Source organism: Actinomadura sp. WMMA1423, from assembly GCF_006547145.1.
In the GTDB taxonomy this organism is placed as follows: Bacteria; Actinomycetota; Actinomycetes; order Streptosporangiales; family Streptosporangiaceae; genus Spirillospora.
Genome location: NZ_CP041244.1, coordinates 4,466,191 through 4,485,621, shown reverse-complemented (window position 1 = coordinate 4,485,621; position 19,431 = coordinate 4,466,191). Strand labels below are relative to the sequence as shown.

The following is a 19,431-nucleotide window of genomic DNA, read 5'->3' as shown; positions in this document are numbered from 1 at the left end:
CCGAACCGCCCGGTCCGGCAACCATTTCTTTGACCTGTCTTGTATGCGTCACTGCTGTTAAGAGGACTGATTTCGGCCTGGCCGGTGATTACCTCACCTGCGGGAGGTCGGGTGTACGGACGGCGCACATGGTCCATACGGGTGCGGATGACCGTTATTGCCGGAACGGTCACCGCGATCATCTGCGCCATCGTGACGACGCTGGTCCTCGTGGAGGCGCGGGGATCGGCGACCGACTCCTCCCGGGGCCAGGCGACCGCTGCGGCCCTCCGGCTGTCGTACTCGCTGCGGCGGGGGTCGGCGCCCGCGCGGCTCGATCCGGAGGGGGCCGTCCTCGTGCAGGTCCTGGACGAGACCCGGACGGTGATCGCGGGGACGCCGGGGCGGGTCCCGGTCGGCCGGCCGCTCGCCGACTTCGTCCCGTCGCAGACGCGCGTGTACTCCACCCGGAGGGTGTGCGCGCCGCTGCGGCACAGATGCCTTTGGGTGGTCGGTTTCCGCGTCTTCAAGCCGGGCGGCGACTGGCTGATCTACGCCGCCGTACCGATCGTCCCCTGGTACGTCAGCCCGGGGCTGCTCATGTTCCTGGCCAGCGTCTCGCTGCTGGTGATCCTCCTGGGATGCCTGCGCGCCTGGGCGACGGTGGACCACACCCTCGCCCCGGTGGACGCGATCCGGACCGAGCTGGCGGAGATCACCGCGCAGCAGTCGGGCCGCCGGGTGACGGTGCCGGAGAGCCGGGACGAGATCAGGCGGCTCGCGGAGGCCGCGAACGCGACCCTGGACCGGCTGGACAGCGCCCTCGAGCGGCAGCGCAGCTTCACCTCCGACGCGTCCCACGACCTGCGCAGCCCCATCGCGGCCGCGCGCGCCCAGATCGAGGAGGCCCTGCTGTACCCCGACGACGTCGACTGGCCGCAGACCGCGCGGGGCGTCCTGCAGACCCTGGAGCGGCTCCAGGCGATCGTCACCGACCTGCTGCAGCTCGCCCGGCTGGACGCCGCGGCCTGGCAGGAGGACGAGACGATCGACCTCGGCGCGCTGGTCACCATCGAGCTGGCGCGGTCGGACCGGACGAAGCGGATCGTCCCGCATATCCAGGACGGTGTCACGGTGCGGGGTGACCGGCTGAGGCTCGTCCGGCTGCTGACGAACCTGCTGGACAACGCCGAGCGGCACGCCGAGTCGCGCGTCGACGTCGTGGTCTCGCGGGAGGACGACACCGCCGTGCTGGAGGTCGTCGACGACGGCGCGGGCGTCGCCGAGCAGAACCGGGACCTCGTGTTCCAGCGCTTCGCCCGCCTGGAGGACAGCAAGGCCCGCGATCCGGCCGGAACCGGCCTCGGCCTGCCGATCGCCCGGGAGATCGCGCGGCTGCACGGCGGCACCCTCACCATCGAGGACAGTGAGCGCGGTGCCCGGTTCGTCCTGCGGATACCGCGGTTCAACGACGGCCGGCCGGCCGGGTAGCGCGGGGCCGGAAAGCGGAGAACCCCGCGGCGACGGTGCGCGCGGGGTCGTGGGCCTGGGGCGGCCCGCGCGGGGAACGGGCCGAGGCGGCGGCCGGCCGTTCAGAAGGCCGGCAGCGCGGGCAGGCCGCGCAGGTGGATCCAGCCTTCGAGCTCCGACTCCTTCACCCGGCAGGTGATCCGCTCGTACTCGGCGGCGGTCACGTGGCCGGGGCTGGGGACGATCACGGAGTCGTAGACGAACCGGGACGCGATGACGCCGAGGTCGGCGCCGGTCGCGGCGAGCCGCTCCTTCAGCGGGCCGGCGTCCAGGAGCCGGGCCGTCGTGATGATGGACGAACCGGCCACGCCGGGCGGATCGGGCATCACGGGGCCGACGTTCACCGCGACCCTGAGCTGCACGCGGACCGCCCCGCTCGACCGGTGGTTGTGGCGGCGCAACCGGAGGCCGAGCGACACCAGCATGGGGTCGACAACGGTGGCGGTCGGCACCTGCGGGGGAATGACGATCAGCGCGCCGTCGCCCCGGTCCTCGACGTGGCAGGCGTGCCAGGGGACGCCGGACTCCTCGAACGCCTCGCGCAGGGCGCGGTACATGGCGCGGCGCACGTCGATCCGGTCGACGTCGTTGCGGAGGGGCGAGCTGAACCCGGCGACGTCGGTGTACACGATGGTGCAGTTCTGGCCCGCCCAGGAAGGGCCGTCCTTGTCCGGGAGGACCATGGGCTGCGTCGGGTGCTCCCAGGACTTCTCGACGACCCCCTCCAGGGACCGGACCGGCCGTAGGGAACGGACGGGCACGGTGCGGGCCGGCACGGTCGGGGCCGCGGGGACCTCGTTGGCCGAGGCCGGGGGCTCCACGGCGCGAGTCGCGCCGCCCGCCCGCGGGCCGGGCGCGGTGTAGGAGGCGGTCACCACGAACGGCCCGGCCATCGCGTACGGGTAGTCCGGGACGACCGGCACCTGCGCCATGCCGTAGGGCTGGGGTGAGCCGTACTGCGCCGCGGGGCCGTACGGGCCCGCCGTGCCGGTGGGGTAGTGGACGCGCCGGGGCGGCCGGTCGGGCACCTGCTCCGTCATCCGCTCGTACATCTCGCGCTCGAGGACGGCGACCACGTGCGGGTGCTCGCTCAGGTAGGCGACGAACTCCTGGGTCGTCAGACGCAGGACGTGGAGGGTGTCCATCGCGACGACGGTCGCCGAGCGGCGGCGCAGCGACAGGGCGGCGCGCTCGCCGATGATGTCACCGGGCTTGCGGAACGCGACGAACCGCTCGCGCCCGTCCCGTTCCACGGAGATCCGCACCGAGCCCGACTTGATGACGAGGGTGTGGTCGGCGTCCTCGCCCTCGGTCCACAGCACGTCGCCGGCGGGGTGGACGACCTCCTGCGCCAGTGCGAGGAAAGCGGCGCGCTCGGCGGTGGTGAGCCCGTGCCAGAACCCGGAGCGAGGGGCGTCCTCGGCCGGCCGGACGTCCCGCCGCAGCGGGACGACCTCGGTGGGGACGATCTTGTCCGGGTCGTGGTGGCGGGCGTGCTCGGTCATCGGGCCACCCGCCCGTCGTCCGGCGGGGCGGGGGGTGGCGATCCCGCCGGACGCGTGGGGTGGACGGCGAAGGTGGGGGACGGTACGTGTTGTCTGGACATGTCAGGGACCCCATGCCTCGAATCGCGACTCCCGAGCCCCGCCGGCACCGGGCAGGTCCGGTGGGGCGGTGACGGGAGTCACATCACCTATAGTCCGCACCGCGTGATCGCGGTTAGACTAGATGAGTCGCAGAGACATTTCGGCAGGTCAGCCCGGATCTTTCTGCGTGTTCGCAGAGGAATGCGCGCGGATCGGCCGGTTGTCTCGTGCGGCCCCGGGAGTCGCTCTCCGCTCTCCCACCGGTCGTCATGGCTGCCAAACCGGTGATCGGTGGGAAGCGGCGGGCGACTCTGTTGCCTTCGCTGGCATCGCTTCTTCGTGCTTCTTCGTCCGGTGCCGCCATTCGCGGCGTTGCCGGAATCCGACTCTCCCCTTGCGACCTCCCCGTGTGGCGCGCGTGGCTCCTTCTCGTTCCCCCGGCCCTTCTCGTTCCGCCTGCGGCCGGCCCGTCTCCGCCTGCGGTTCGTCTCGGCCGGGATGCGCCTCGCCCGGGCCGGGACCTCACCCTGTGTTCAACCTCATCCGCTTCGGATGTGGCATCACGTCTTGTTGCATGACGTCGTCTGCTAATCTGCTATGTAGCACATTACAACAGAGTCCGACGGTATGCAGCACTCTGGAAGCTACCGACGCGAGTTTTGGGCGATATGGCGGGGTCTGGTGGGCGGAGCGAAGATCAGATGTCCAAGACATGTAGCGTCGTGTGGGGAAGTGGGATGCCAGGTCCCCGTCTGCCATGTAGCATCCAGTTGGGTGGCATGCACTACTCAGAGTGAGTGAACTCATGGCCAGTGACCAGGGGCCCATAGTCCAGAGCGCGCTGCTGCGCACCGAGCTCGTCCGCCTGCGCAAAGAGAAGAAGCTGACGCAGGAGCAGGTGGCGCGGCAGCTTGAGTGGTCCCCGTCCAAGCTCATCCGGGTGGAGGGCGGGAAGAACGCCATCACCCGCACCGACTTGCAGGCGCTGCTCGCCGTTTATGACGTCACGTCGGAGGGCCGGCAGGAAAGATTGCAGGCGCTCGCCCGCGGCGCGCGTGAACCCGCCTGGTGGAACGCCTACCGCGGCGACCTGGACCCGAGCTTTCTCGCCTATGTCGGGTACTCCGCCGGTGCGGCCTACATCCGCCAGTTCCACGGGACGGTCGTCCCCGGGCTGATCCAGACGTCCGAGTACGCGGAGGTCCTGTCCACGGGCAAGGTCTCCGAGCAGGCGAGGGTGCTGGCGGCGAAGCTGCGCATCCAGCGCCAGCAGGAGTTCGCCAAGCGGCAGAACCCGCCGCGCCAGCACTACATCATCGACGAGGCCGTCATCCGGCGCCATGTCGGCATCAGAACCGACCCGGCGATCATGCCCGCGCAGTTGAACCACATCGCCGACCTCTGCGAGGGGAACGATCTGGTGACCGTCAGGGTCATCCCGTTCAACACCGGGGCCCACCTCGGGCTGGAAGGGCCGTTCAGCCTTCTGGAGTTCGACGGCGACCTCGACGACGTCCTGTACCTGGAGGGGCGGTCGGGGGCCAGCGTGATGATCACTGGTGAGGACGACCGGGTCGCCGAGTACCGCGAGACCTTCGAGCTCCTGCTCGACCAGGCGCTGTCGGCGGACGAGTCGGTCGCGATGATGCGGCAGGCCGCCGAGTCGCTCATGAGCTGATCCCGCCCGCAGCCGAACCGACCGGGAGGTGACCGCCGCATCCGGCATCCACAAGGCGAGTGGCCGACATAGCACGCAGGGTGATCTTGTGTTCCCTTGTAGGCGGGATAACTAGAACCGTTTACACTCGTGATCGGGAAATTTTCCACAAGGTCGTGGTTTGTCATGCCCTACTTGGCCGCCTGCCCCCACGCGTGTTCCTCGTCCTAATGGCGACGGGGAAGGGCGCGTCGGCAACGGATGGAGGTTGGATGGTGTACCGCTCGACCCCGAGGGTGGTGCTGAACTGGCGTAAGAGCAGCGCGAGCGCCAACGACAGCAACTGTGTCGAAGTGGCGGCCTCAGGGCCGTCGGTTCTGGTCCGTGACTCGCGCAACCCCTCCGCCGGCCACCTCGCCCTCGCTCCCGCCCAGTGGCAGGGTCTCCTGACCGCGGTTCGCAACGGGGACCTGGACGGCCGTTGAGTCACTGGACTCATTTTTCCCGCCTATCTCAGGAATTGTCGAATACCACGGCGTTGTGACGTATTGATTGACGACTCTTGATGGGGATCCGCCCGGCCGGCCCGCCGGACGCATCCCTGAGGGAACCCTGATCGGACCCTGAACCGCCCCTGATCACCCTGTTCCCGTGCGGGGACCGCGCCTAGCTTGATCATCAGCGGTCCCCGGCCACGGCCGGGCCGGGGACCGTCGCCCGCGTCAGACGACGCGGGCCCTGGCGTCCCCGTACCGGAAGGACTTCCATGCTGCGCAGGAACAGGCTCGCCGTCACGGGCGCGGTCGCGGCCGGAGCCGTGGCGCTGGCCGGGGTCGCGCTCCCCGCCACCGCCTCACCGGCGCCGCGCTCGCCCTCTGCCCAGACCGCGCTGCCCGCCCGGACCGTGCCGTCCGGCATCGACTGGCGCGCGTGCGGCGACGACGGCAAGGCCGAGTGCGCGACCCTGCGGCTGCCGATCGACTACGCCCGGCCGGACGGCCCCGGGTTCGGCCTCGCGATCGCCCGCCGCAAGGCCCTCGACCCGGCCGCCCGCGTCGGCACCCTGGTGTTCGGCCCGGGCGGGCCCGGCGACTCGGGGGTCCAGCGCGTCACCAGACTCGAGGGCGGTATCGACCGGTTCAGCGACGAGTTGCGCCGCCGCTTCGACATCGTCAGCTTCGACCCGCGCGGCATCGGCGGCAGCCACCCGGTCACATGCTCGGCCGACCTCCTCAGGGCGGCCCCCTCACCGGTCATCGAGAGCGCGGAGCAGTTCCGCGCGACCCTCGACCACAACGCGCGCCTGCGCGCCGACTGCCGAGCCCGCACCGGCCCCCTCTACGACCACGCCGACACGCTCAGCACCGTCCGGGACGTCGACGCGATCCGCGCCGCGCTGGGCGAGTCGAAGCTGACCTTCCACGGCAGCTCGTACGGCACGCTGCTGGGCGAGATGTACGCCGAGACGTTCCCGGGGCGCGTCCGGGCGATGGTGCTGGAGAGCGTCGACGACCACAGCCTCCCCGACGCGCGGCGGTTCCTGACGTCCGAACTGGCCGCGGCCCAGGACTCGTTCGAGCAGTTCGTCGCCTGGTGCGGCCGCGCGCGGGAGTGCGCCCTGCACGGCAGGGACGTCCGCGGGATCTGGCGCGACCTGCGCGCCCGCACCGCCCGCGGGGAGTTGCCGGACACCTCCGCGCCGGGCGCCGCGCTACCGGAGTTCGGCCTGGTCCTGATGGCCTACAAGCTCTTCTACGGCCCCGACTGGGCGGAGCTCGCGACGAAACTGGCCGCTCTGGACGCGGCCCCGCCGCTCAGGCCCGGCGCGCGTCCGGCGGCGGCTCCGAAGGCGGGGGAGACCGCCACCGACCCCTTCACCGCGCAGTTCTGCTCCGACTGGAGTCTGCCCGTCCGCGGCTACGGCGAGTACGCGAGGCTCATGCGCCACACGGAGAAGGCGGCCCCCGACATGACGTTCGCGCGTCCCGTCATGGCGATCTCCGCGTGCCTCGGCTGGCCGCAGCCCGTCCGCAACCCGCAGCACCGCCTGCGGGTCCGCGGAAGCGCCCCGATCCTCCTGGCCAACGCCGTCCACGACCCCGCCACGCCCTACGCGTGGGCGAAGAGCGTCGAGCGTCAACTGGGCCGGACGGGCCGACTCCTCACCTATGAGGGCGCAGGCCACGGCAGCTACAACCGCGGCCCCTGCATGCAGAACACGATCGACGCCTACCTGATCTCCCTCAAGCTCCCCCCACGCGGCACGACCTGCCCAGCCTCCTGAGCCGCCGTGCAAGGCGCGAGGGGACCGATGGTCACCACAACCCGGTCCCCTCGCAGCTCTTGAGCGCCCCCATGGTTCCGTGTACTCCACGTTGGCCGCGGCGAAATCGCAGAAGCGCACGTCGAAATTAGGGTGATTTGTAGCTACTACTCGCCGGTGTATTTCAGATCGATACTCTGCGAATGCCCTCCTATCCGCAGGCCAGTGCGTCAATCGATAAACGGGAACGCACGGGAGACGGGACGGGGACGATCGATGACACGGACAGTCCTGGTCGAGGTCTTCGACCACGATGCCGATCCACCCCGGCTGGACCAGCTCAGCCGGCACCTCCTCCGGGAACTGCGAGAACTCGGGCTGCAGACCGTCCGGGAGCCGGTCCGGGCTCCGGCGGGGACGAAGGCGGGATCGGCGGTGACGATTTCGACCCTCGCCGTCGCCCTCGCCGGAACGCCGACCTGCAAAGCGTTCGTGACCGGCGTCTTCGGCTGGCTGGGCCCCCGCAGGGGAGGCTTGAAGATCAGTTGTGGCGACAGATCGGTGGAACTGTCCGCGGCGACTCCGGGGGAACGGCAGGAACTGCTCGAATGGCTGCTGAGGTGCGACGGGGAAACATGGGAACAGGACCGGGACGGTCGAGGAGACTAGCGCTGCTCGTGGCCTCGGACCGGTACGACGATCCGGGGCTCAGTTCGCTGCGGTCGCCGGCCCATGACGTGCGGGCGCTGGCCGCCGCCCTCGCGGACCCTCGCATCGGCGGGTTCGAGGTGGAGGACGTGTTCAATCGCCGGGCCCACGAGGTCAACGCCGCGATCGAGGACTTCTTCTGCGACAAGCGGCCCGATGACGTCCTGTTGCTGTACGTCTCGTGCCACGGGGTCAAGGACGATGCGGGGCGCCTGTACTTCGCGACGGCCAATACCCGGGTCAACCGGCTCGGCTCGACGGGAGTCGCGTCGACGTTCGTGAGCGAGCAGATGTCCCACAGCATGTCGCGCAACATCATCCTCCTCCTGGACTGCTGCTACAGCGGGGCCTTCGTCGAAGGAATGGTGGCGCGGAGCGGTGGGAACGTCGGCATCAACGAACGCCTGAGCGGATCCGGGCGAGCCGTTCTGTCGTCGTCCTCCGCCCTGGAGTACGCGTTCGAACTCGACCAGCAGCGCGCCACCAAGGAGATTTCCCACTACGGGACGCGAGAGGGGGGCGGACGACCATCGATCTTCACCGAGGCGCTGGTCCGGGGCCTCACCACGGGTGAAGCCGACCGGAACAGGGACGGGCTCATCTCGATCGACGAGCTGTACGACTACACGTACTCGCAGGTCACCGCAGCGAACCCGAACCAGACGCCGACCAAGTTCTCCGACGTCAGCGGAGAGCTGATCGTCGCCTACAGTCCCGGGACGGTCCGTCCCCCCGCGCTGCCGGAGGAGGTGAGTTCGGCGGCAGGCCATCCGCTCGCGGGAGTGCGCGCCGCCGCCGTCGGCACCCTCAAGGATCTGGCGCTTGCCGGGGACGGGGTCGGGCTGCTCGCCTACCGGCGCCTCAGGACGCTCCTCGCCGACGACAGTCGCATGGTGGCCGGTAGCGCGGCCGAGGCCGTCGCGGAGATCGAGCGAGTGCGCCCTTTCAGGGAGCAGCCCCGGCCGCCGGTCGCGCCACCCGGCCCTGGCCCTGGACAGAGGTGGACGCCGCCCGCACGCTGGGAACCGCCGGCACAGCCCCCGGCGGCGCTCCCCTTCTCGCCCCCTCCGGCCCCCGCGAGCTCTGCGCTCGGTCCGAAACGGCCGGAGCGTCTTCACGGGCGTTCGGTCATGGCCTACTTCATGCCGTTCTTCACAAGCCTGGTCCTCCTGTTCGGCCGGAGCCGCAACGTCAGGTACCACGCGATGCACTGCGCGCTCATCGACGCGCTGACGATCGTCTACTTCTTCGCGATGATGATCCCCTTCGCGATCTACACCGGGCTCCGCTACGGTTCCGATCCGGCGCCCGACGACGACCCCTTCCTCACGGTCATCGCTGTGGCCTTTCTCGTTCTGCCCTTCATGCTGCGCGGCTACTGCCTTGTCCAGCTGGCACGGCAGGGGACGGCCCGGATCAAGTTCCTCGGTGCCTTGGCGGAGCGCGTGGCCTATGGGGCACGGAGGAGCCCGCGCAACGACCCGGCGACCGTCTCCCTCCCCCAGCCTTGAGGTCCCTGGTCGTGCTCCAGGCGCGAGGAGGTCGTTCGCGCGGGTCGACGACGGCGGTGCAGATCTTCGCGAACGGCAACCGCGGTCAGTAGAGGAAGGGGAGTTGGACGGCTTCGGCACCGGCGAGGTCGGTGCCGGGGGAGCGGCCCATCAGCCAGGCGAGGAGCTCGGCCGCGGGGCCGGTGACGAGGGCGTTCCCGCGGCCGTGCTCCTCACCGGTGTCGGTGGCGCGGATCCGCAGGTCCGGGGCGTCCTCGCGGCGGGCGTAGGACGCGGTGACACCGGCGAGCATCCGGGTGGTGAAGGAGGCCGGCCAGTCGGCGGGTGTGAAACCGGCGCCGAGATCGACGTGGTGGACGAGCACCTCGGTGAGGCGGGCGTCGGCGGCGCGGCCGGCCGGGTGGCGGGGGCCCGCGGTCCACTGGACGACCCGCCCCCATGCCTCGTCCGGCATGAGCGCGAAGGCGTCGGCGAACCGCTGTGCGCTCTCCCGGACGTCCTCCAGCAGGACGCGCGCCGGACGGTACGCGCCCTCCTCGATCTCCGCCGCGCGGGCTTGCGGGCTGGGGTACTCGCGGGTCTCGACGCCGGTGCGCGCCCAGGTCAGCAGGCGGATGCCGCCGCCCGCGTTGCGGGCGAGGTGGGTCAGGACGTGGCCGCGCGTCCAGCCTGGAAGCAGGGAGGGCTCGCGGACCTGAGCGTCGTCCAGCCGCTCGGCGGTGGCCAGGAGGGCGCGCGTCGCGGCGGTGATCTCGGCGAGCGGGATCACCGGGCGACGTCCTCCGGGAGGAGGGTGGCCAGTTGGTCGGTGGTGAGGTCGGCGCCGGAGCTCGCAAGTTGTTCGGTCCGGCGCGCGTGGGCGGTCACGGCGGAGCGGAAGAGCTTGTCGACCTCGCGGCCGTTGCCCTCGCGGAACCGGTCGCGGTCGGCCTCCAGGTACGCGGCGAGGGCCTCGCGGGTGGGCTCGGGGACGAGGTAGTCCGCGGCCTCCGCCTTGCCCAGGAAGATCGAGACGAGGCCGTCCACGGCGTAGGGGCGGAACGTCAGGGTCCGGGCGAAGCGTGACGCCAGGCCCGGGTTCGTGGACAGGAAGCCCTCCATCTCGGCGGTGTACCCGGCGGCGATCACGATGACCTCGTCGCGGTGGTCCTCCATCAGCTTGACGAGCGTGTCGATGGCCTCCTGGCCGAAGTCGTGGCCCGTTCCAGCCGGGCGCGACAGCGTGTACGCCTCGTCGATGAACAGCACACCGCCGCGTGCCCGGTCGAACACCTCGGCCGTCTTCTGCGCGGTGTGCCCGACGTACTGCCCGACGAGGTCGACCCGCGCCGCCTCGACGACCTGGCCCTGCGCGAGGACGCCGAGGGCCGCGAGCAGCTCCCCGTAGAGCCGCGCCACGGTCGTCTTGCCCGTGCCCGGCGGGCCGGCGAAGACCAGGTGACCGGTGAACGGCTCGGCCTCCAGCCCGGCCGCGCGCCGCCGCCGCGCCGAGGCGAGCAGGTCCAGCAGGTCGCCGATCTCGCGCTTGACCTCCTCCAGCCCGGTCATCGCCGACAGGCGGGCGAGGACGGTGCGCACCTGGCCGGCGTCCCGGGCCTCCCCGAAGCGGGCGGCCAGGCCCGTGTCGACGTCGAGGTCCTCGGCGAGCAGGAGGCTCAGCTCGTCCCCGGTCGGCAGTTCCTCCCGGTCGGCCAGGCGCTGCGCCTGCCGCTCGACCGCCGCCTCGAACACCCGCCGCGCGGTCCGGCCGTTGCCGAAGGAGGCGTCCCGCCGCTGCGAGGTGAAGTGCTCCAGGATCGCCGCCCGCGCGTCGTCGGCCAGCCGGTAACCGTCCCGCCCGGCGTGCGCCTCGGTGATCTGGAGGAGCTCGGCGGGGCTGTAGTTCTCGAACTCGACGGTCCGGGAGATCCGCGACCGCAGGCCCGGGTTGGCGGCGAGGAAGTCGCGCATCTCCGCCGAGTACCCCGCCGCGATGACGACGACCTCGTCGCGGTGGTCCTCCATCAGCTTGACGAGGGTGTCGATGGCCTCCTGGCCGAAGTCGGTGCCGGTCGTCTTGCGCGCCAGCGTGTAGGCCTCGTCGATGAACAGCACGCCGCCGATGGCCCGCTCGAACGCCTCGGACGTCCGCAGGGCCGTCCCGCCGACGTTCTCCGAGACGAGGTCCGCCCGGCCGACCTCGACGACCTGGCCTTTCTCGACCACGCCGAGCGCCGCGAGGATCCCGCCGTACAGCCGGGCGACGGTCGTCTTGCCCGTGCCCGGCGGGCCCGCGAAGACCATGTGCCGGCCGATCGCCGGGCCGGGCGGCAGGCCCGCGAGCCGCCGCTGCTCGGCGACCTTCTGCAGGTTCGTCAGCTTGCGGATCTCGCGCTTGACCCCGGCAAGGCCGACCATGGCGTCGAGCTCGGCGAGCAGCACGTCCGCCGGCGTCCCGCCGCGCCCGGCCGCGGGCGGCGTCGCGGGCTTCGCCTCCCGCGCCGCCGCCGGTTCGGTGACCCGCGCGGTCACCCCGCCGTCCGGCTCGGCGTCGAGCCTGTCGGGCGCCTGGTTGCGCTCGCTCGTCAGGCCGCTCGCCTCCACGCTCGCGCCGCGGCCCGCGACGACTCCAGGGCCGTGGTTCTCGACCACCGTGCAGTCGCGCAGGGTGACCTCGCCGCCGGGATCCACGCTCACGCCGGCGAGGCCGCTGCCGGTGACGGTCGTCCCGTCCAGCAGGGCGCGGGCGCCGGCGGCGAGCCCGGCGCCGACCTTGCCCGCGTCGGCGATGCGGCCCCGGACGACCGTGACGTTCGCGTGCTCGGTGAGCGACAGGCCGTTGGTGCCCGGCCCGAGGATCTCGCAGTCCTCCAGCAGCGCGACGCCCTTCTCGACGACCACGGCGGTCCGGTCCGGCGACTCCATTCTGACCCGCCGCGCGGTGAGCGATCCGCCGGTCGCCACCCACAGCGCGTCGGCGCCCGCGCCCGCGATCAGGCAGTCGTCCGCGACCACCTTGCCCTTGTCCGCGGCGATCAGGGACGACCGGCCCGAGTCGTGGAACGCGCAGTTGCGGATCGCCGCGTCCGCGCGGTCGTCCACCCGGATCCCGCCGCTCGCCGGGGCGCTGATCGTGCACTGCTCGATCAGCGGCCGCGACCCCTCGGTCACCCAGATGCCGTGGCCGCCCGCGTCGCCGATCCGGCACGACCGGAGCGTCACCGAACTGCCGCTGCGGATCGCGACCGCGTTGCCCTCGGTCCCGCTGACGCCGGTGCCCTCCATGATCCCGGTCGCGGCGCTGTACACGACCGCCCCGTCCTGCACCTGGCACTCCATGAGCGCGAGCCGGGCCCCGTCGGCGGCGCGCACCGCGAGGTCGGAGCGGCTCACGAACTCGCACTGCTCCGCCAGGACGCTGCCTTCCGCGACCTCCAGCGCGAGGCCCTCGGTGCTCCAGTTCCGGACGATGAGGCCCTGGAGCGTCACGTTCCCGGTGAGCTCGACGGTCGCGTCCGTCGCGCCGTCCAGCGTGGCCGTGCCCGGCCCGCCCACGGCCGTCAGGACGAAGTCGCCCGAACTGCGGAACCCGGTGTTCGGATAGAGCCCCGGTTCGATCAGGATGTGCCGCCCGGCGGCCCCGAACGGCACCGGCGCCTGCAGCGCGTCCAGCACGGTCCGATACGCCCGGGGGGAGGTCTGTGACACGACCAGACGCAGCAACGGGCCTCCTCACGAATCACCGCTTATGGTGCCATGAGGCGGCCGGCGCCCGCCGGGGTCAGCGGACTCCGCGAGGCCTGTACTGGATGCTGATCCTGGGGCCCTTGACGCGGGCGCTCTTCGGGATCGCGTGCTCCCACGTCCGCTGGCAGCTCCCGCCCATGACGATGAGGTCGCCGTGGCCGAGGTCGCGGCGGATCGTGGGCCCGCCCCCGCGCGGCCGGAGCAGAAGGCTCCTCGGCGTGCCGACCGACAGGATCGCCACCATCGTGTCGTGCGTGGCGCCGCGCCCGATGGTGTCGCCGTGCCAGGCGACGCTGTCGCGGCCGTCCCGGTAGAGGCAGAGCCCGGCCGTGCGGAACGGCTCACCGAGCTCTTCGGCGTAATGCTCGTCGAGCGCCGCCTTCGCCTCGTCCAGCACGGGGTCGGGGAGTTCCGCGTCCTCGTCGTAGAAGGCCAGGAGGCGGGGGACGTCCACGACCCTGTCGTACATGCGCCGGCGCTCGGCCCGCCACGGGACGGACGTGAGCAGCCGCTCGAACAACGCGTCGGCGCCCGGAATCCAGCCGGGCAGAACATCGACCCAGGCCCCGCGCTCCAGCACCGTACGCCGCACCGCGCTCAAAGGCCGCGGACCGCTCTCATCCGTACCGTCCAGCAACGACGCTTGGAACATCCCCCCACTCTACCCACCCGGTCAAACATGTGTTCGATCGGCTTGGCCGCTGGGCGCGCCGGTCATGAAGGGTCGATCCACTCCGGGAGTGCCTCGGTGGCCCGCCGCCAGGCGGCGGGCAGGTGGTGGAGGTCGAGTCCGGCTGCGGTGATGCCTCCGACGATGGCGCACGTGGTGTCGATGTCACCGCCGGCCGCGGCGGTGGTCCAGACGGCCTGCTCGTAGTCGCCGAGGTGCTGGGCGGCGGCCCAGACGGTGAAGGGGACGGTGTCGTGGGCGGCGACCGCGCGGCCGTTCCCGAGGAAGTAGGCCGCCGTCCGCGGGTCGGAAACGGTCAGCAGGTGGCGGGCCTCCTCGATGCCGTCGTGGACCTTGCCCCGCGGGACGTGTTCGAGGATCCGGTCGACGAACACGCCCGGTGGCAGGGGCCCGTGGCAGGCAAGGGCGGTGCCGACGGCGACCGCGACGGCTCCCGCCACCGCCTCGGGGTGGGTGTGCGTCACGGCGGCCGAGAGCGCTGCCTCGCGAGCCGTCCGGGCGGGGTCGTCGGCGAAGAACGCGCCGAGTGGCGCGACACGCATCGCCGCCCCGTTGCCCCAGGAGCCGGAGCCGTCGAACAGGTCGCCGGCCAGGGGCCGCCAGTCCCCGCCCTCGCGGATCAGGCGCAGCAGCCGGTTGGTCGCCGGGCCGTACCCCCGGTCGAAGTCGTGCCGCCGGGCGAAGGACGCGGCGAGCGCGTCCTGGTCGACGGTGCCGTGGGCGGCCAGCGTCAGGTAGACCGAGCAGGCCATCTCGGTGTCGTCGGTCCACTGCCAGGGCGCGGGCGGGAGCGACCTCGCGGAAAGGTGGTGCCGGTTGGCCGGGACGAAGAACTGGGATCCGAGCGCGTCGCCGAGGGCGAGTCCGAGAAGGGAGAGCCGAGCGCGCTGAAGGCGGTCAAGTGGCATTTGCCGCTCATCCTCGCAGAGGCCGTTCCGGGACGTCGACCGGCCGGAACGTCGACCGGTCAGCGGCGGAAGATCACTGTTAGGACGCGTAGGGAGAGGACCGAGCAGATCACCAGGCCGCAGTAGCCGAAGAACTGGAAGAGGGTGACGTCCCGGGTCATCGCGGGGCCGTCCTTCAGGCCCAGCAGCATCACCGCCATCACCCCGGCCGTGGCCGCGAGGATGGTGAGCAGAACCTGCTGGAGCAGGCCCGTGACCGTGCGGCGGTCCGACTCGTCGGCGAACAGGCGGACGTTCACGCTCAGGCGGCCCGCCTCCGCGGCGGCGGTGATGCGGTCCAGGCGGCGGGGGAGGCGGCGCAGCATCGGCAGCAGGCTGAGCAGCTCGTCGTTCGCGGCCTCGCGCAGGGAGCCCGGCCGGAGGCTTTCGCGCAGGTAGGTCTCGCCGAACGCGTGCGCCTCGGCGACGATCCCGAAGCCGGGCGCGAGGCCGGCCAGCCCGCCTTCCAGCGTCGCCAGCGCGCGGAACACGGCCGCGATCTCCGGGGGGACGGCGAGGTCGAACCGCGCGACCAGGCGGAACAGGTCGGTGAACATGGCCATGTCGGGTGTCGTCCCGGGGCCGAGATGGCGGGCCATGAAGGCGCCGAGCGCGCGGGCGAGGACCTGCTCGTCCAGCTCGTCCGGGCGGGCCACGACCTCCAGGAACGCGTCCGTCACCGCCACCGCGTCGCCGCGGTTCATGGCGAGGAGCATCCGCTGCAGGCAGCCGCGCAGCTCGGTGTCGAGCCGCCCGACGGACCCGAAGTCGATCAGGCCGAGGCGGCCGTCGTCGAGCAGCATGATGTTGCCGGGGTGCGGGTCCGCGTGGAAGACGCCGTCCATGACGATCTGGCGCAGCACCGTGTCGAGGAGGGTGCGCGCGAGTTCGGTCCGGTCCAGGCCGCCGGAGTCGATGCGGGGGCCGGCCTTGCCGAGCGCGACGCCGTCCAGGCGCTGCATCACGAGGACGCGGCTCGTGCAGAGGCCGTCGTGGGGGCGGGGGATGACGACGTCGCCGCGGGCGGTCGCCGCCACCGATGCCATGTTGCGCGCCTCGACGCGGAAGTCGAGCTCCTCGCGCAGCGCGGTCGCGAACCCGGCCGCGAGGTCGACGACGCCGAACGCCCTGGCCCACCCGGCGCGCTCGTGGAGCGTCCGGGCGAGGCGGAGGGTGATGTCGAGGTCGCGCTCGACCACCGCGCGGACGCCGGGCCGCTGGATCTTGACGACCACCTCCTCGCCGGAGCGGAGCGTGGCCCGGTGCACCTGCGCGATGGACGCGGCGGCGAGCGGGGTCCGGTCGAAGGAGGCGAAGACGTCCGCCGGGTCGCCGAGCTCCTCGCGGACCACGCGCTCGATCTCCGGCCACGGGACGGGGGAGGCGGCGTCCTGCAGCCGGCCCAGCTCCTCGACGAACTCCGGCGGGAGCACGTCCCGGCGCGTCGACAGCACCTGGCCGAGCTTGACGAACACGACGCCGCCCTCTTCGAGGGCGCGGGTGAACGAGCGGGCCGCCGAGGTGCTCGGGCGGGCGCGTCCCCGCAGGTAGGGGCCGAGGCCGTGGCGCAGGAAGATGAAGGAGATCCGGCGGTAGCGCCGGGTGCGCGCGATCCGCGAACGCGCGCCGCCGAGCCAGTGCAGCGGGGACGGCACGGTCCCGGTCGGGACGAACGCCTCCCACAGCACCAGGATCGTCATCGAGACGAGGAGCGCGCACGCGAAGCCGAGGCAGACGAGCCACAGCAGCGGCACCGGGTGCCGGTCACCGCGCAGGTCGCCGAGCAGCGCGCCGATGATCGGGCTCGCGACCGCCTGCCCGGTCGCGCCCGCCACGAGCGTCCGGAACAGGGGGAACCGGGCGTCGAGCAGGCTTCTCGCCCCGTACGCCATGACCCAGGTGCTGATCGCCGTCCCGATGAGGAAGGCGAGGACCGTCGCCGAACCGTTCATTGCCGCCGCCCGCCGTGATCGTCTTCTACGTCACGGGGACGCTATGGGGCGCGGGGACCGGCGCGATTCCCACCGGCGGGGGAGCCCCTCGTCCCGGCGGGGGATCAGAGCTCGGCGAGCAGGTCCCTGAGGAAGGTCGTGGTGCGGGCGGGACGGGCCGCGCGGATGCCCAGCAGATCCATGATCTCCTGGTAGCGGACCGCCTCGGGCCCCTCGGGGTAGCGGGCGCCGGTGAGGTGCTCCAGGTAGACGACGTCGTCGAGGTCGTGCTCGGCGAACCGAACGATCGAGATGGGCCCGCCCAGCGCCAGGTGCCCGCCCGCGGAGAACGGGAGGACCTGGACCTTCACGTTGGCCATGTTCTCCGACACCTCGATCAGGTGCTCGATCTGGTCGCGCATGGTCGACGGCCCTCCGATCGGCCTGCGCAGCGCGGCCTCGTCGATCACCGCCCACAGCGTGGTCGGGCCGGTCGGCCGGTGCAGGATCCCCTGCCGCCGCATCCGGAGTTCGAGGCGCCGTTCGAGGCCGTCGTAGCCCGCGTCGTGGTGTTCGAGGCCGATGACGGCCCGCGCGTAGTCGCGCGTTTGCAGAAGGCCGGGGATGTATTGCACCTCGTAAGCGCGAATCGTCGCCGCCGACTGCTCCAGGCCCAGATACTGCTCGAACCAGCTCGGCACGATATCGCCGTAGCCCTGCCACCAGCCCGGCCTCTTGGCCTCCCGGACGAGCTGGACGAAGCCGTCCCGCTCGTCCTCGTCCTCGACGCCGTAGGCGGTGAGCAGGTCGAGCACGTCTCTGATCTTGAAGCCGTGCCGGCCGAGCTCCAGCCTGCTCATCTTGGACGCCGACCCGCGGATCACCTCGCCCGCCTCCGCCCGGGTGAGGCCGTTCTCCTCGCGCATCCGCCGTAACCGCGCCCCGAGCTGCATGCGCAACGCGGTCGGACTCGCCACCCGATTGTCGATCACCCAGGTCTCCAGCGTTCCATACGGTGGTCCGGCAAATACCCTCGGAGGGTCTCACAGGCAATGGCCGACCCGCAGGGAACCCTGCGACAGAGATACGTATCTGACGCAGGCGCTTTACAAATCCCGCAATTGTGGTGGACGCGCGGGCGGGAGCGTTCCGTGGCCGGTCATAGGGCCGGTCATAGGGCCGGTCAGCGCCGCGGGACGAGCAGGTCCAGATCGGCGCGCGTCACCCGAGCCTCGCCGGCGACCCGGTCCCGGTCGGCGCCCGCCGCCTCCACGACCTCCAGCGCGCGGGTGAGCATCGTCGGCTGCTCCAACGGCCGCGGCGGGCCCGGCTCCTGCCGCCGCCAGCCGCGCGAGCTCAGCGTGCTCATCGCGTTGCGGTAGACGGCCTCCGTCATGATCCCGAGGGTGCGGGCCCGGTAGAGCAGCGCCGCCATGCTGACGCCCCAGGACGCCTTCAGCGCGGCCAGCCGGTCCCAGTCGGGTCCCGAGGGCAGCTCGCCGGCGATGTCGGCCTCCGGCATGAGGAACTCCGCCGCGAACCGGTGCGCCTGGTCCTCGACGATCTTCTCCCCGGGTTCGGCGTCGGCGTGCATCACCAGGTGCCCCAGCTCGTGGGCCGCGTCGAAGCGGTTGCGCCAGTAGTCGCCCTTGGCGGGATTGAAGAACACCATCGGCCTCGGGTGGACGCCGACGCTGAACGCGTCGACCCGCTCGGCCGCCCGCGGCAGCACCAGGACGAGGACGCCGTGGGACTCCAGCAGCCGGACGACGTGCGGCACCGGCCCGGCCCGCTCGACCAGCGCCTTCCGGGTCAGCCTGGCCGCCTCGGCCGGCCCGGGGCCGGCGATCTCCTCGGGGGAGACCGGGTACTCGGGGAGGTCGACCTCGGGCAGGTCGACGAGCCTTTCGAGGACGGCGACGACGTCGGCGGCGATCCGCCCGTAGGCGAGCGCCTGGTCGCGCTCGATCTGCGTCGTCGACCGGAGCGACCGGAAATGGGCGCCGTCCATGGAGACCGGGCTGCGGCCGCTCTGGAAGAACTCGACGGGCACGCCCAGCGCGATCGCCAGCCGCCGCACGGTCGGCTCCTCGGGCCGCTGCACGCCCGCCTCGTACTGCCCGATCGCCTTCGGCGTCGTCCCGACGGCCTGCGCGAGCTGGTTCTTGCGCAGGCCTCTGAGCCGCCGGGCGAGCGTCAGCCGCTCGCAGTCGAACAGCACCCCGCGCCACCTTCTGCTAGGCCGTCTTCGTCTCCCCGCGGAGCCGCATGGGGACGTCGTCCTCGCGGTCGTCCCACAGCGGCATCGTCCGCTCGACGAGCTTACGACGTGGATCGGGCCCGATGGTGTCGTCCAGGGGTTTGACCCAGTGCCAGGCGGTGCCGCCGTCGGCGTTCCACCTGGGGCGGCCCAGGAAGAGCTCCATCTCCAGCGGCGCCTCGGTGGCGCTGTGCGCGAGGACCAGCGTGACGACGCCGGGCGTGTCGCGCGCATCGAGGCCGAGCGGGAGCGCGAGTTGCGGGTCCTCGATGAAGGTCTGCCGCGCCACGGCCTGCTTGGTGGGGCTGTCGCGGTCCCACCGGATGCCCCTGACGTTCCCGAACTCGTGCCGCTTGAGCAGGACGCGGTACGCCCCGAACCGCCAGCCGGGCGAGCCGTTCAGATCGTCGCGGACGACTCGCGGCCCGCCCTCGAAGACCCGGTCGATCTGCGAGGCCAGCACGTCGAAGGCGCCGACCCCGTACGTCCGCTCCGTGAACCCCGCCGCCCGGCTCAGCCCGCCGAAGACGGCGAGCGTCGCCTCGCGGTGGGCCTCCCGCAGGGCGTGCAGGAAGCCCGCTGCCAGGAGCTCGTCCCAAGCGTCCCTGTCCTCAGCCACGCTTCGACCATAACCAGAGCCGC

The 19,431-nt window shown here is 72.0% G+C and carries 15 protein-coding genes; 6 read left to right on the top strand and 9 right to left on the bottom strand.

The features are described 5' to 3' along the window. Positions 1 to 147: 147 nt before the first annotated feature. Positions 148 to 1,470 carry a HAMP domain-containing sensor histidine kinase gene (locus tag FKD65_RS20645; RefSeq protein WP_141579048.1) on the top strand — a complete coding sequence of 441 codons (1,323 nt, stop codon included), beginning with the start codon at positions 148 to 150 and terminating at the stop codon, positions 1,468 to 1,470. 101 nt (positions 1,471 to 1,571) lie between these two features. Here the strand turns inward: FKD65_RS20645 and FKD65_RS20640 are convergent, their stop codons facing one another. After that, on the bottom strand, positions 1,572 to 3,014 hold the full coding sequence (locus FKD65_RS20640; protein ID WP_141579047.1) for a Crp/Fnr family transcriptional regulator: 1,443 nt from the start codon (positions 3,012 to 3,014) through the stop codon (positions 1,572 to 1,574). A gap of 886 nt (positions 3,015 to 3,900) precedes the next feature. On the opposite strand from FKD65_RS20640, the gene FKD65_RS20635 reads away from it, so the two are divergent. The 5 genes from FKD65_RS20635 to FKD65_RS20620 all read left to right on the top strand — a co-directional run bounded on the left by FKD65_RS20635 (position 3,901) and on the right by FKD65_RS20620 (position 9,234). Then, on the top strand, positions 3,901 to 4,773 hold the full coding sequence (locus tag FKD65_RS20635) for a helix-turn-helix transcriptional regulator (RefSeq protein ID WP_141579046.1): 873 nt from the start codon (positions 3,901 to 3,903) through the stop codon (positions 4,771 to 4,773). Positions 4,774 to 4,982: 209 nt separating this feature from the next. Next, complete coding sequence (locus FKD65_RS20630) at positions 4,983 to 5,237, top strand: DUF397 domain-containing protein (protein WP_368367264.1); 255 nt, start codon at positions 4,983 to 4,985, stop codon at positions 5,235 to 5,237. A gap of 281 nt (positions 5,238 to 5,518) precedes the next feature. After that, positions 5,519 to 7,036, top strand: a complete 1,518-nt coding sequence (locus tag FKD65_RS20625; protein WP_141579044.1) for an alpha/beta hydrolase — start codon at positions 5,519 to 5,521, stop codon at positions 7,034 to 7,036. 255 nt (positions 7,037 to 7,291) lie between these two features. Next, positions 7,292 to 7,684, top strand: coding sequence for a hypothetical protein (locus tag FKD65_RS44335; protein WP_168221122.1), 393 nt, complete (start codon positions 7,292 to 7,294; stop codon positions 7,682 to 7,684). An 8-nt stretch (positions 7,685 to 7,692) separates the two neighbouring features. Further along, entirely contained in the window at positions 7,693 to 9,234 is a 1,542-nt protein-coding gene (locus FKD65_RS20620; protein WP_168221121.1) for a caspase family protein, read from the top strand. Positions 9,235 to 9,319: 85 nt separating this feature from the next. Here the strand turns inward: FKD65_RS20620 and FKD65_RS20615 are convergent, their stop codons facing one another. The 8 genes from FKD65_RS20615 to FKD65_RS20580 all read right to left on the bottom strand — a co-directional run bounded on the left by FKD65_RS20615 (position 9,320) and on the right by FKD65_RS20580 (position 19,408). Then, positions 9,320 to 10,003, bottom strand: coding sequence for a maleylpyruvate isomerase family mycothiol-dependent enzyme (locus FKD65_RS20615; RefSeq protein ID WP_141579042.1), 684 nt, complete (start codon positions 10,001 to 10,003; stop codon positions 9,320 to 9,322). After that, positions 10,000 to 12,936, bottom strand: coding sequence for an AAA family ATPase (locus FKD65_RS20610; protein WP_141579041.1), 2,937 nt, complete (start codon positions 12,934 to 12,936; stop codon positions 10,000 to 10,002). Before FKD65_RS20610 ends, FKD65_RS20615 begins: the two co-directional genes overlap by 4 nt. Positions 12,937 to 12,994: 58 nt before the next feature. Then, positions 12,995 to 13,612, bottom strand: a complete 618-nt coding sequence (locus FKD65_RS20605; RefSeq protein WP_141579040.1) for an alpha-ketoglutarate-dependent dioxygenase AlkB — start codon at positions 13,610 to 13,612, stop codon at positions 12,995 to 12,997. Positions 13,613 to 13,674: 62 nt separating this feature from the next. After that, positions 13,675 to 14,559 (bottom strand): ADP-ribosylglycohydrolase family protein, encoded by an 885-nt coding sequence (locus FKD65_RS20600; RefSeq protein WP_141579039.1) that lies wholly within the window; start codon positions 14,557 to 14,559, stop codon positions 13,675 to 13,677. 59 nt (positions 14,560 to 14,618) lie between these two features. After that, a complete protein-coding gene (locus tag FKD65_RS20595; RefSeq protein WP_205718741.1) occupies positions 14,619 to 16,550 on the bottom strand; it encodes an AarF/ABC1/UbiB kinase family protein in 1,932 nt (643 codons plus the stop codon). 104 nt (positions 16,551 to 16,654) lie between these two features. Then, on the bottom strand, positions 16,655 to 17,521 hold the full coding sequence (locus tag FKD65_RS20590) for a helix-turn-helix transcriptional regulator (protein WP_240810260.1): 867 nt from the start codon (positions 17,519 to 17,521) through the stop codon (positions 16,655 to 16,657). Between the two features lie 191 nt (positions 17,522 to 17,712). Next, a complete protein-coding gene (locus tag FKD65_RS20585) occupies positions 17,713 to 18,750 on the bottom strand; it encodes an XRE family transcriptional regulator (RefSeq protein WP_141579038.1) in 1,038 nt (345 codons plus the stop codon). Between the two features lie 16 nt (positions 18,751 to 18,766). After that, entirely contained in the window at positions 18,767 to 19,408 is a 642-nt protein-coding gene (locus FKD65_RS20580; protein ID WP_141579037.1) for a hypothetical protein, read from the bottom strand. Between the last annotated feature and the right edge of the window lie 23 nt (positions 19,409 to 19,431).